Below are 13564 nucleotides of genomic sequence, written 5' to 3'. Positions count from 1 at the left end.
AATATAGGTTTAATTCGCTTTCTCATCTTTGGGCTTCTGTTCTTTTTTCTTATTTCTGTTGTCTCTGTCTCTGAATTTTCTAAAGATCTCTTTGAACCTGTTGTAATCCACTACAAGGGCAAAACCAAGACCTGTTTCTATGATCTGACCTTCAATGATGCCGTCCGTCTGGTTTCGTCGGTATGCCCTCAGACGGTAACGTCCGTCTTTTGATAACAAGTATTCGAGGTTGACATTTCCTGCAATATTATTGCTGCTTTGGTTGGCTTGTTTTGGCCCTTCTAATCCGAAGGAACTACCCACGGTTACCGTTAACCTGTCGTCCAATAGTTTTTTGGACAAACCGATTTCCAGATCAGTCTTGTTTTCCATTTTTCCGGTAGAGTAATCCTCCGAGGAATTCAGTCCGAAGTTAATGTCTACCCCTTTAATCAGGTCGGAGGCCAGGTTATTCATCTGCTGGGCCAGCAATCTGGTCGCACTTGATCTGGCGAAAGATTCAGCAATGTTATTGCCTCCGGTGGCGAGGCTCTGAAATGGATTGTCGGCTATGAAACGACCTAAGGCAAGCAAGGCAACGACCTGTTTGTTCAATTCGCTTTCATTTGCATTGACCTGTTGCAACTTGGTTTCTACCGCTCCGCCAAGTGCATTTTTCTCATTTTCCGGGAGCGCAATGCGGAAAGCAATGATGGGTTTCATCAATTCTCCCGTAATGTCAAGGTAGACCTGGAACGGGAATTTTTGTTTGGCCTGATTCTTTAACATTTCCTGATCCTGTACCTGATCGTTAACCAGATCTATCGCCGGTGCGTTCACCTCACGTACTGCGGTGATGTTTACGTTTGCTGAAGTCGGTTCCCCTGTCCAGACAATGCTGCTTCCCTGCTGGATCTTAAAGTCCATTTTTTTAGGCCCAACGCTAAGGTTATAAGCACCGTCTGATAACAGGTATCGTCCAGTCAGACTCATCTTCCCACTAGGATCCATTGTTGCATTCAGACTGCCTTCACCTTTTACTCTTAACTGATCTCCGGTAGCTGCATCCACCACAACAGTAAATTCTGCTTCTTTATCCAGATCTATATCCGCGCTCAGATTGAACCCCTTGAACGCAGATTTAGGAATGCTATCCGTATGTATTGCCTTTTTGCCATTAAATGGTGGAGCATCTTCATCAATAAATTCGACGATTCCTTCCTGATCAACAATGGATGGGTCTGAATCGACCATGGCAAAGAAGAATTTTGTCCCTTTGTTTACCTGCACGTTCATGTTGATGTCCGGTTGGTTCATGTCTCCTCTGATTTTAAAGGAGCGGGTGCTGACAAATACCTTTCCATAGATCATTTCATTGTCTTTGGCCGTGGAGTTCATCAATCTGAAATTATTAGCTGATACATCCAGTCCGAAGCGGAAGTCCTGATAGTTTGTGGTGTAGATCATTCCCTCTACCTTTAAAGGTTGTCCGATAGAATCAAGGATGCTGAAATTGTCAAATTTAACGCCTTCATTAGTGAAACTGATGGTTTCATCAGGCATTTTAAAATAAGAATTTACATAAGTTGCCGTGAATGCTGCCTGTTTAAAATTGATATCCCCTAATATTTTAGGCGCTGTAAGTTCGCCTTTTACCGACAGCTGTCCGGTAATCGTTCCTGAACCATTTTTAATCTGTCCCATAGAAACACTTTCCAGACTCTTCAGGTCAATCTTGTCGATATTCAAAGTGAGGTCCAATGCACTTTTGGGCGCTGTATAATAAAAACCATTTGCGCGGAGTTCATGCACCCCGGTTAAGGCAATATTCGTTTCAAAAGCATTTTCCGTATTGTTGTTTACCGCTACTCTCAATGTACCGAGCTGGTCTTTCTGATAGCGCAGCTGATCGATGGTCAGGTTGGCCTCAAATTTAGGCGTTCCCACGAGGTCTTTTGCGTCTACTGTCCCATTGATCGATCCGCCAACAAGAGCACTGTCCTGCTCTGCAAATTTGGTCAGGGTTTCTATCCTGAAATCCTTGAACAAAACTTTCAAAGGAGAATTAGGCTCGTTGTTGACACTGTTGATGCTCAGTAACTGGTTATCCTTACTCAGGTCAAAACTTCTGGCGGAGATACCTGATTGCCCAAATTGAATATAGTTGTCCTGCGATATGGCCCATTTCTGATAATTCAGTAATAGTTTCTGAGGGTCCAGACTAAAGCGGAAATCCTTATTGATGGATTGGAAATTACCGCCAAGTACATATTTATCTTTTAGCTTGCTGTCTCTTAAAAAGATATTGACGCCAAGGTTGTTATTTACGGCAGCACCACTAACTTCTGTATTGAACAGGCTGATGGAAGGACTTTGCATGCTCTTCACCGTCAGCTTGTAATTGAGTTTCTGGTCGTTATTGTCTATGCTTAGCTTCGTGCTATCTACCTTGTAATCTCCATAAACCACCTGTGGAACCCATGCTTTCATCGTTAAGCTGTCTTTCTTCGTATCCAATAGTCCGTAGACCATAGAGGGGGAGAAGGTGGTTAATTCAGGAACAAAGTTCTGAATGAATTTAGGATTATAGATTCTCGCAAAGAAACGGAACCGCTGATCAGGGATTTTTTTCACCTCTCCGAACTGGTAATATTTATTGATCTGATTGGTTACTGCTGTAGCCAGATTGGTCAGTTGATACTGTCCGTCAATCCTGGCCCTCATGAGTTCTGATTTTAAGGTCAGTAAACTTCTTTCAGCACTGGTTTCTGCATGCAGATTAATGGTATCCACATTGAAGCGTTGTCCATCTTTTACCACTTGCAGCCCCCTGATGAAAACATCTCCGTTCAGGTAATCCACATCGGCAGTGCTCAGATTAGCGTCTACCGTTCCTGCAACCTTAAATTCAGTCGGACTGAAATTTAATTTCCTTAAATCTACCTGACCTAAATCCATTTTGGCTTTTACCGCCGGATATTTACCGGCGATGTTTACCGCTGCGGTTAAGTTAAAATTGGCATTGCTATCCGCCATATTACTTTTCAGGTCTAACTTCTGCTGCGCATAAGTACCGTTTAGCTTTAAGTTTTTATACGTGTATTTGTTGTAATAGGCACTGATCACCTCTGCATTGAATTTTACCGCGGCTTTTTTAGCATCCAGCCCTGTTCCGTTAACAGTCGCTTTTGCTGTTATTTTGCCCAGTTGTGCCTGCTGTTTCAATAAGCGGCCCACATTGAAGTTGTTCAGATTGATATCTGCGGTATAACTTTCTTTCCCTTTCGGACCTTTCATGCTGGCAAGAAGCTTTGCCGCTCCCATGTCTGTATTGATATTAAAGCCGGTCTTAAAATTGGTCAGCGAGCCTGTAAATTTACCGTTTGCCTGAATCGCATTCGGCAATTCAATATTTGTTGGTAATGATTTTTTAGGTATCAAAACCAACAGATCCTTTTTCGTTAAAGCGAATTTCTTAATGTTCAGGTCCAGGAATAACTTGTTCATATCCGGTAATCCTTTGGCAGTTCCGCTGATGTCTATATTGGTGCTTTTTAATCCTGAAATCTGCAGGCGGGGAATGGAGAGGTTATTCAGATATCCATTCACACTGGCATTAACCTTAATTTTTTCATTTCTATATTCCAGCGGAACAGCGTCGCTGAAATAGGCTGCGTCTTTAAGCCCTATCGTTGAGTTTTTGAACAACATGCTCATCTTTACGCGTTCCGGATGTTTCGTCAGATCCTCCATCGAGGTGTAATTCAGTTCCGTAGCATTCTCTACAGCAGTGTTGGGTGTCTTCAGCAAGAAGTTTTTTACTTTTACGGCTTTGTCCGAGTAAAGGACATCACCCTGGAGTTTCAATAACTGGAAGCCGCTTTTTTCTGTTAACATTCCTTCTTTGACTTTCACTTTGATGCTGCCATCCGAACCATAGCCCAGTTCTTCTGCAACCAGTCCGAGGTTTTTTATTTTCAAGTGGTTGAAGTCCATTCCCTTGCCTGGCTTTTCCGACATATTGTCGAACTGTACATTGTTTTTAGACAGGTTCAATTTACTCAGGAGCAAAGAGATGGGGGCGGAAGATGACGCCGTGTCTGCTTTTGGAGCGGTCTTGGCCGGAGCTGCAGGCTTAAAGGCAAAGCGGACATCCGAATTGTTTAGCGTTGCCTCATCCACCTGATATTTACTCTTGCTCAGATCGGCGATCAGCTTGCTGATAGAAAATTCTTTCAGATCTACGTTGGCCTTCATCTCGCTGGCAGCGGCAGTATAGCTGACCTTAGAATTGTTAATCTTCGCCGTTTCAGCTTTATAATTATTGTTGGTCAGGTCGGCAATAAGCTTGTTGACCAGCAATTCGTTCAGGTTCACATCTGCACTCATTTTAGAGAGCCGGTCATCGAAAGCGATCCTGATGTTGTTGAAGGCAAAATCTTCGACCTCCACAAAAGGGAGTTTTCCTGATTCCGTTTTTGCGGTATCAATGCTTTTTTCCAGATGTTCCTTTAACTGGGTCAAAGGCTTTTTCTGGAAGTATTTTAAATTTGAATTTTTGAGGGAAAGGGTCTTGATCACATAGCGTTGATTATCGAGATCAAAATCCTTAATGTTTGTTTTAAACTCACCCAGGCTTAATTTAACGTCGTTTCCTGCAACATCATCTCTGTAAACAATGCCGATATCTTCCAAACTGATCTTGCTAACGGAGAACTTAAGCGTCGAGGTGGTATCTTTCTGTACCTGCTCTTCCGGCTTTTTTTCTTCAGACATAAAAGCGTCTACTAAAAAGGAGAAGTTAAAAGCGGTATCCGGGGTAATACGGGTCACATTGGCCCTGATCTTTTGCAGGGAGATGTTGTTGATTTCTACCTTTTTGCTCAGTAATTTGAATAAACTAATGTCTACGGCAAGTTTCTGTGCATACAACAGCGTATCTCCTTTTTTATCTTCCAGATAAAACTTGTTGAGGACTACGTCTTTTGGAAAAGCGATATGAATGCTCTCCAGGCGAACCTCGGTATGGGTTTTATTTTTCAGATAGGCGATGGCTTTATCCTTTACGAAGTTTTGGACAGCAGGAATATTTAGGGAAAGTGCAACAAGGACAACGAGCATAATGATGCTGGCGATAATCCAAAGTACAACTTTAAGACTTTTACGTATATATTTATTCAATTGATTTTAATTGAGAGTTTCTAGCTATTATTAACCAAAATCATGCCACCGGAGGCATTTTTAGGGTTATTATAGTATATCTACAATCAATATAATAAAATTGTTTAAAACAAGGGATTAAAATTTCATGTTCATGAAATATGGAAAAATTGTATGTTTAAACCATGAATGAGAGAAATTTTAGTATCAGCTACCAGTCGTTTAAGGGACTGGAGGAGCTAAGTGAAAACGATAAAGCATTGTGCTTAAAGGCAGAAGAGGCGCTAAATACCTCGTATTCACCCTATTCCAGGTTTAAAGTGGGAGCGGCACTTCAGTTAAAGGGAGGTCAGGTGGTATTGGGAAGTAACCAGGAAAATGTAGCTTACCCTTCGGGATTATGTGCAGAAAGAGTTGCTTTATTTGCCATCGGTTCATCGGATCCAAATGCGGTGATCGAAAGTATGGCAATTACGGCAAAAACTGATAACTTTGTCATCGAAAAACCGGTCACTTCCTGTGGTGCCTGTTTACAGGTTATGGCGGAGGTAGAACAGAAGCAAAAACAGGAAATTGAAGTCTTGTTCTATTGCATCAACGGTGAAATTATAAAAGTTAAGGGAATTAAAAACCTATTGCCCTTCGTATTTACCGAAGTGCGGCTGGTGGTGTAATTCATCCCTGTAAAAAGGGGATTCTTAACAAAGAACTGTTAGCAACTCGGTTCATAGAATTTCGTTTTCAACCCTTATATTTACAACATCCAATCCTTTTTTGATGAGCGAAGAAATAGAAAACAACATAAACGAAGAAAGCAAACATACCGTAATTCCTATTAATGGCCTTTACGAGAACTGGTTCCTCGATTATGCTTCTTATGTAATTCTTGATCGGGCAGTGCCACACATAAATGATGGTTTAAAACCTGTTCAGCGACGCATTTTACACTCGCTGAAAGAGATGGATGACGGACGTTTTAATAAAGCAGCAAACGTTATCGGAAATACAATGAAGTATCACCCGCATGGGGATGCTTCTATCGGTGATGCCATGGTGCAGATCGGGCAAAAAGATTTGCTGATCGATTGCCAGGGAAACTGGGGCGACCCGATTACCGGGGATAGCGCTGCTGCACCACGTTATATCGAAGCCCGCCTGTCTAAGTTTGCAAATGAAGTGGTCTTCAATGGGGATACTACGGTATGGCAATTGAGCTACGATGGCCGTAACAACGAACCGATCACTTTGCCGGTAAAGTTTCCTTTGCTATTGGCACAGGGAGCAGAAGGTATTGCAGTGGGTCTGGCAACGAAAGTCATGCCTCACAATTTTATTGAATTGCTGGAGGCTTCGATTGAAGCTTTAAAAGGGCATCGCCCAAATATATTACCCGATTTCTTTACCGGAGGGATGGCAGATTTTTCTGCATATAACGAGGGGATGCGTGGCGGTAAAATCAGGGTAAGGGCCAAGATTACGGAGAAAGACAAGAAAACACTGGTGATTACGGAAATTCCTTTTAGTACCACTACAGGCTCTGTGATCGATAGCATCTTGTCTGCGAATGATAAAGGAAAGATCAAAATCAAGAAGATAGAAGACAATACCGCAGCACATGTGGAGATTGTGGTTCAGCTGGCTCCGGGAATTTCTCCTGATGTAACCATTGATGCCCTCTATGCTTTTACTTCATGCGAAGTTTCGATCTCCCCGAATACCTGTATCATTAAAGGAGATAAGCCTCATTTTATGAGTGTGAACGATATTCTTACCGAGAATACCCAAAACACCAAGGCTTTATTAAAACAGGAATTAGAAATTAAACTACATGAACTTCAGGAGAAAATTTTCTTTAGCTCCCTGCTAAAGATCTTTATCCAGGAAGGGATGTATAAAAATGCGGAATACGAGAATTCAGGAAACTTTGATGTTGTTGTCGAAGTGCTGAATAAATTATTCGCACCTTTTATGCCACAGCTCTACCGGGAAATTCTACCGGAAGATTTTAAAAAGCTGATCGATAAACCGATGAGCAGTATCACCCGCTTTGATGTGAAAAAAGCAGATGAGCAGATGAAATCTTTGGCGGATGAGATTAAAGTGGTTAAAAATCATTTGCGTCACCTGACGGAATATGCCATTGCCTGGTTTCAGAAGTTACTCGATAAATATAGCAAAGGCAGGGAGCGTAAAACGGAAATCCGTTTGTTCGACAGGGTGGAAGCATCGAAAGTTGCTTTAGCCAATGTGAAGTTATACATGAACCGCGAAGATGGTTTCATCGGAACAGGTTTGCGTAAAGATGAGTTTATTGCCGATTGTTCTGATCTGGATGAAATCATCGTGTTCAGGGAAGATGGTAAATGTATCATCACCAAGGTTGCCGACAAGAATTTTGTGGGTAAAGGAATTCTTCATGCCCAGGTATTTAAGAAAGGTGATGAGCGGACGATTTATAACCTGATCTATAAAGATGGGGCGAGTGGCATTTCTTATGTCAAACGTTTTGCCGTAGTTGGGGTAACCCGTGATAAGGAATACGACCTGACTAAGGGAAGTAAGGGATCTAAAGTTTTATACTTTACTGCAAACCCTAATGGGGAAGCTGAGATCGTAACGATCTTACTGAAACCACATACGAAGTTAAAGAAACTCCAGTTTGATCTGGACTATGCGGACATCGCAATTAAAGGGCGTGGTTCGCAAGGAAATATTGTGTCTAAATACCCGATCAAAAAGGTATTGCTAAAAAGTAAGGGTGTTTCAACCTTGTCGGGATTAAAGATCTGGTATGATGATTTGCTAAGAAGGCTGAATGTAGATGGCCGTGGTAAATATCTTGGTGAATTTGATGGGGATGATAAGATCCTTCAGGTGCATAGAGATGGCTGGTACGAGCTGAGTACTTTTGAACTGAGCAACCATTTTGATGCGGACCTGATTTTAATCCAGAAATTTGATGCAGAAAAGCCATTTACGGTGGTGCAATATGAAGGAAAGGCTAAGAATCACTTTATCAAGCGCTTTGTTTTTGAAGCGATCGGCGTAGGGAAGAAGCTCAGCTTAATCTCGGAAGAGAACGGATCGAAATTCCTGCACCTGACGAGCAATCCGGAAGCCATGCTTAAAGTGGATGTACTGAAAGGTAAAACACAGATCCCTGAGACATTGGAGATCGTATTAGCAGAATTTATTGACGTTAAGGGAATCCGCGCAAACGGAAACAGACTGACACAGCATGATGTTCAGAATATAGAGATCTTCAACCAGGAGGAAGAAGAATTGATCGAAGAAGGAAAAGCTGTAACTGAAGAGGAAGCAACAGAGGATGGGGATTCGGAACCTGATCAGGGAGCTGAGGATAGTGCGTCTGTTGATGAGGAAGAGATTGAGCCTGCTGATGTTCCGGAATTTACAGTCGCCTTAAGCGCTGAAGATGAATCCAGCCTTCCGGAAATAGCAGAGGAGGTTTTGGAGGTAACTGAAGAAGAAGCTTTGGCAGTAACTGAAGAGGGGAGTCCAGAGGATGTTGCTGAGGAAAAAGAGGAAAAAGTTCCTGCGAAGCCTGTGGCTACGAAAGCTAAAAAGGTATTGGTTGAAAAGACGGTTTCTGACGAAGCTGTTGTAGCAGCGCCGGTAGCGGAAAAAACCATTGCAGACACTCCGGCTGGAGAACCAGCTGTTGCGGACGTTGCGCCAGAACCGATTGCTCCAGAGCCAATTGTAGAAGAAAAAATTACGCCAGAACCGATTGCAAAAGATGTAGTTGTAAAAGAGCCGGTTGTTAAGAAGAAAGCCTTTATAGTACCTAAAGCAGTAAAACCTGTTACGGAGTTGCCTGTTGTTGAGCCAGCTATTGAGGAGCAACCGAAAGAAAGCCTTCCGGTTGTAGCAGAACCTCTGGCGGAAACTCCTGAACCCCAGACAGCACCTGTTGAAGAGAAAGCTGTGGCTCCGGAAAAGCCTAAAAAGGCATGGAATGATTCAAAACCAGTAAAAAAAATCACATTAGAGATTACAAATCCTGATGATGTTGACATAGACAATAAAGGACAGTTGGGATTATTTTAATTTCCAATACCAACAAAAAAGCCGCCCTAACATAGGGCGGCTTTTTTAGTATATAGGTTTTTTCTTATTGGTTGTCTACATTTTGCTTAAGCGCAGTACGGATTGTTGCAGGGATACTTGCAAAGAAGCTATAGCCTGTTGCTGTTTCAATACTGTTCACTGAAGTTCTGTAAGTCTTCCAGTCGCTGTTAATGGTATTTGTATTTGGCGTATTGATGGCGATCACTCTTGTGGTGCTGGTAATTCTGCTGATGTCATTGTTTCCATTTGGTAATACAACGATGATTTTCCAGACATTAGATGGAACGGTCACATTACCATTATTGATGGTATTGGTTACTCCGCCATTTGAGCCTGTACCACCTGTTCCATAAGAACCAGCGATCACATAAACTTCATTGCCAGCACTTACCAGGCTGCGGGTATAGCTTTCCAGACCTTCCCAGGTTTGCTGGTTGTTGTTCGGTGCCTGAGGAATCATATTGGTCATTAAGAAGGTAGAAGAGTTGGCTGCGGTCGAAGAGGTTCTGTCGCCGGACGGACAATTGTGTCCTCTGTCAAATCCAGATCCCGAATAACTGCTGTTTTGCACCTGGTACCAGCCTGAAGGTAAAGCGGAATCAGCTCTGAAATCATTGGTTCTTGGGGTGCTCCCAATATCCGACGACTGGATATGCCAGCTCACCCAGTTTGGTGTTCCTCTGTCGCGGTTGTAGGCGATGGTATAATAGGTCTGATCCATCAGATAATTATTTGGAGAGGTAATGTTTGCTACTGCGCCATTCGGATTGCCCAATAATAAATGGCTGTCATCTCCTGCGGTTCCCCCACCTGGGTTTGTTCCGCCACCAGTACCTGTACTTACACTGATGTTGTCGATGTTAATCCGGTTGGTGCCACCTGAAATTTTACGTACAGAGAGGCGGATATTGCCGGTATTGGTAACCTGGAAAGTTGCGGTTTGTAAGGTACTACTGCTGGTGGTAATGGTACTGCCAACTTGTGTGTAACTTGTACCGCCATTTGTAGAGATCCATAACTGCCAGGTACTGGACGCATCTGAGCCATATTTAGCATGGTCAATTTTAATGGTAGTGCTATCGCCCGCGGTAATGTTAAAGTTCATAGAAAGGGAACCTGTATTGCGGATTCTGGCCGACTGGCTTCCTGATTTTACATCCGCGGCGCTATTGCCGATCAGGGCCTCGTCCAGCGTCCAGGAGCCTGAGCCCAGGGTAACTGAAGCCGAAGCATAAGCACCCTTGCTGCCGGTTTCTAAGCCTTCTGTTAACAATTGAGTACTTTCTGTGTGTATGGCAGCGACAGCTGAGTTGTGTTGGTGTTCCGTTAGCTCTGGTTGAGCTTCTTTTTTACAGGAGGCCAGTACCAGGCATAGCATGCCCAGCACATAGCAATGTTTCATGAAATTTTTCATAGGGATAGGATGGATGAGTTAAGATTCTATAGCATAAGTAGTGAGTGCAATACAGGTGTTGTCTGGTAAGAATGCCGTAATAATGATCGGAACTTTTACGCCGTCTTCGATCCGGGTTACCTGGATTCCGGAGAAATTACCTTTTAGAAAAGTATGAAGCTCCTGGAATTTGTTGGCATTGGCCACAACAATGTCGTCGTTAGGGTCTGCACTTTTTAAGATCTTTTCAAAAAAGTCTTCTGGTTTTACGTTGATTAAGGCTTCAGGAGCCGCTGCGTTCAATTCTGCGATCTTTGCATTCAGTTGTTCTTTTGGAAGCACTCCGAGCTTCTCAATTACTAAGGGGGCCTCAGACTCACTTAGGTAGAAGAGGCCCTGAATCTTAGTCGACAGTTCTGGTAAAATTTGGTTTTCCATGGTAGATGGGGTTATTTTTTATTAAAGATAACCGCTAATCTCCAGGAAAGTTCATTCCTAAAAAAGGTAATAATTATTTCATGATTTTTTAACCGGAAATCTCTTTTTTAGTCGTTCCAAATGTCCTGATGTATATACCATTCTCCATCAACGTATTTCCAGACATACATATAATGTCCTTGTGCAACCAGCTGTCCTTCTCCTGCAAAAAGGAAGTAATTTCCTGTTTCATAGGCAAAGTTTCCTTCAATGCGAATCTCGTTGGTGGAAAAGTCGCCTTTATTGATCCCCTGATTGAATACCGCCCCAAAGAAATCGCTGATTTTTTCTTTGCCTTGAACTGCGGGTTGTTTCGGTGGGAAAATGAGGGCATCTTCCGTATAAAGTTCAGACAATTGCGCATTGTTTTTCTCATTTACGTATTGGTTAAACTGCTGATTTCTGAGGGCTACTTTTTCTTTCATTTCTTTAATTTTATTTGAAATGCTAAATTCGGCCGTATTAACTGTAATGTCAATATGGGACAAAATTGTCCTACCCTGCCATCCGCAGAAGACATTCATAAACCCGCTTTGGAGATGAAAAATAAGATCCGTGTAGCCGACAATAAAATCTGTGCTCTGGAACATGCCGTAAATACGATTAGCGGGAAATGGAAAATTCCTATTGTCTGGCATTTGCAGCAAGGACTGAGACGGCCAAGCGAGTTCTTTTATCACATTGCCGATATTAACCGCAGGGTTTTAAGCCGGCAGTTAAAGGAACTGGAAGAAAGCGGACTTGTGACAAAACAGATCGTCAAACTGAAGCCATTGGAAGTGGAATATCATTTAACTGAAACCGGAAATAGTCTGGTTAAGATATTATGGCAATTGAATGCCTGGGGAGATGTGCTGCTGGAGAATCAATAGTAGGATTGCTTTGATTTTTAAATAATTAGAGATAAATTTATTCAAAAACTACCAAAACCCTGTTGTGATACGAAGATGAGGTACGAACAAATTCCTGCTCCGGCATACCTTAGTAACTATGTCCGTTATATCTGGACATTGGAGATTGGGGTAATGAATCACCAATTCAGAGTTATCGCAGACGGTAGCCCTGGCTTAATCTTTCAAAATGGGGCAGCCGGATTGTTTGAACAGAACAACAAAGAGATGCCTAATGTCTTATTGTATGGGCAGGCGACCACCCATGCAGAAATCTCAATTGGGAAATCCAGGATGATAGGCATTTGCTTTTTTCCGAATGCCCTGAAATCTGTTTTTGGCTTAAATGCAAATGAGTTAACGGATACCTGTATTGATCTGGACTTGTTTGCTACCGAACAGGGATATTATTTAAGGGAGCAATTGCTGAATATGGGGAATGTATCCGAGCAGATCAATATGCTTTGTGCCTATATTTTTGCCCAGATTCGTAAAAATGATCATAAAATAGATGCGCAGACGGATTACGTCTTATCGATGATGATCCGTTCGAAAGGAACGATTTCCCTGAAAGCATTACAAAAAGACTTGAAAGTGTCGGAGCGGAGTCTCGAAAGGAAGTTCAAACAGCATGTCGGTATTTCTCCAAAAATGTTTTCCCGGATTTGTGGCTTTCAGGCTTCTTTGAGTCAGCTGAAAAATAATGAATATGAAAAGCTCTCCGACATAGCTTATGAAAATGGCTATTCCGATCAATCTCATTTTATTCGGACTTTCAAAGAATTTGCAGGTTTCTCCCCCTATCAATACCAAAAACAGGCGCCTCATGTTGCCGATAACTTCCCCGAACTGATAAAATAGAACCTTGTCGGTTTTGTTCTATTTTTAGAATCTGAGCAGGCGTAATATTGTCTTAAAAAAGACAGCATATGAAATTACTTATTTTCGGATCAACAGGCGGTACAGGGCGCCACATCGTAGAACAGGCACTTGAACAAGGACATACGGTAACCGCATTTGTGCGTGATCCATCGAAGTTATCCCTCCAACATCCAAATCTGAAAACTTTTAAGGGAGATGTGATGAACCGGGAATCGCTGATTCCTGCAATGCAAGGACAGGATGCGATTTTATCGGCGCTGGGTTCTCCGGCAAATAAGGTAGGAGTAATGCGTTCTCAGGGCACAAAGAACATCATTGAGGCGATGGAAAGTACGGGAATCCAACGGCTGATCTGTCAGACTTCCCTGGGTTACGGGGATAGTTTAAAAGTGTTGGACAAGACCTCATTTATTTTCAAATATATCATTGTTCCTTTTGTACTCAGGAAAACATTTAAAGACCACGAGCTTCAGGAGCAGCATATTAAAAAAAGCAAACTGGACTGGGTGATTGTCCGTCCGGGAAACCTGACAGATAAGGCTAAAACGGGGGTATACCAACATGGCTTTGCTGCTACAGATAAAAATATTCAGGTAGAAGTCTCCCGCGCTGATGTGGCCGACTTTATGTTGAAACAATTAAGTGACCGGACCTATGTGCACCAGACTCCGGGCGTGTCTTATTAAATCAG

At 42.5% G+C, this 13564-nt stretch carries 8 protein-coding genes and 1 pseudogene; 5 read left to right on the top strand and 4 right to left on the bottom strand.

Annotated elements, in window-relative coordinates; genetic code table 11:
• Positions 1-9: 9 nt before the first annotated feature.
• On the bottom strand, positions 10-5160 hold the full coding sequence (locus BLQ87_RS26275; protein ID WP_074611900.1) for a translocation/assembly module TamB domain-containing protein: 5151 nt from the start codon (positions 5158-5160) through the stop codon (positions 10-12).
• A 164-nt stretch (positions 5161-5324) separates the two neighbouring features.
• Here BLQ87_RS26275 and BLQ87_RS26270 point away from each other — a divergent pair, with 164 nt between their 5' ends.
• On the top strand, positions 5325-5813 hold the full coding sequence (locus BLQ87_RS26270; protein ID WP_074611899.1) for a cytidine deaminase: 489 nt from the start codon (positions 5325-5327) through the stop codon (positions 5811-5813).
• Between the two features lie 103 nt (positions 5814-5916).
• Positions 5917-8595 (top strand): annotated as a pseudogene (locus BLQ87_RS26265) (DNA gyrase/topoisomerase IV subunit A); the annotation flags it as partial.
• A 679-nt stretch (positions 8596-9274) separates the two neighbouring features.
• Here the strand turns inward: BLQ87_RS26265 and BLQ87_RS26260 are convergent.
• The 3 genes from BLQ87_RS26260 to BLQ87_RS33895 form a co-directional block, all read right to left on the bottom strand.
• Positions 9275-10645: a DNA/RNA non-specific endonuclease gene (locus tag BLQ87_RS26260; protein WP_074611898.1), complete on the bottom strand. Its 1371-nt coding sequence runs from the start codon at positions 10643-10645 to the stop codon at positions 9275-9277.
• A gap of 18 nt (positions 10646-10663) precedes the next feature.
• A complete protein-coding gene (locus tag BLQ87_RS26255; RefSeq protein WP_074611897.1) occupies positions 10664-11062 on the bottom strand; it encodes a nuclease A inhibitor family protein in 399 nt (132 codons plus the stop codon).
• Positions 11063-11169: 107 nt separating this feature from the next.
• Positions 11170-11526 (bottom strand): YybH family protein, encoded by a 357-nt coding sequence (locus BLQ87_RS33895; protein WP_172664974.1) that lies wholly within the window; start codon positions 11524-11526, stop codon positions 11170-11172.
• 54 nt (positions 11527-11580) lie between these two features.
• On the opposite strand from BLQ87_RS33895, the gene BLQ87_RS26245 reads away from it, so the two are divergent.
• The 3 genes from BLQ87_RS26245 (at position 11581) to BLQ87_RS26235 (ending at position 13559) form a co-directional block, all read left to right on the top strand.
• On the top strand, positions 11581-11973 hold the full coding sequence (locus BLQ87_RS26245; RefSeq protein ID WP_245723934.1) for a winged helix-turn-helix transcriptional regulator: 393 nt from the start codon (positions 11581-11583) through the stop codon (positions 11971-11973).
• 75 nt (positions 11974-12048) lie between these two features.
• The gene (locus tag BLQ87_RS26240) at positions 12049-12852 is read left to right on the top strand and encodes a helix-turn-helix transcriptional regulator (protein WP_074611894.1); all 804 of its coding nucleotides are present in this window, start codon (positions 12049-12051) and stop codon (positions 12850-12852) included.
• 68 nt (positions 12853-12920) lie between these two features.
• A complete protein-coding gene (locus BLQ87_RS26235) occupies positions 12921-13559 on the top strand; it encodes an NAD(P)-dependent oxidoreductase (protein WP_074611893.1) in 639 nt (212 codons plus the stop codon).
• The last annotated feature ends 5 nt before the right edge of the window (positions 13560-13564 follow it).

Origin of the sequence: Pedobacter steynii (assembly GCF_900103665.1) — a bacterium.
Lineage (GTDB): Bacteria > Bacteroidota > Bacteroidia > Sphingobacteriales > Sphingobacteriaceae > Pedobacter > Pedobacter steynii.
The sequence above is the reverse complement of the archived record's forward strand: the minus strand, read 5'-3'. Positions and strand labels throughout refer to the sequence as shown.

Coding starts and splice junctions, on each gene's coding strand:
- BLQ87_RS33895 (WP_172664974.1), bottom strand. CDS start 11,526: ATGAAAGAAAAAGTAGCCCTCAGAAATCAGCAGTTTAACCAATACGTA.
- BLQ87_RS26270 (WP_074611899.1), top strand. CDS start 5,325: ATGAATGAGAGAAATTTTAGTATCAGCTACCAGTCGTTTAAGGGACTG.
- BLQ87_RS26235 (WP_074611893.1), top strand. CDS start 12,921: ATGAAATTACTTATTTTCGGATCAACAGGCGGTACAGGGCGCCACATC.
- BLQ87_RS26240 (WP_074611894.1), top strand. CDS start 12,049: ATGAGGTACGAACAAATTCCTGCTCCGGCATACCTTAGTAACTATGTC.
- BLQ87_RS26260 (WP_074611898.1), bottom strand. CDS start 10,645: ATGAAAAATTTCATGAAACATTGCTATGTGCTGGGCATGCTATGCCTG.
- BLQ87_RS26255 (WP_074611897.1), bottom strand. CDS start 11,062: ATGGAAAACCAAATTTTACCAGAACTGTCGACTAAGATTCAGGGCCTC.
- BLQ87_RS26245 (WP_245723934.1), top strand. CDS start 11,581: ATGGGACAAAATTGTCCTACCCTGCCATCCGCAGAAGACATTCATAAA.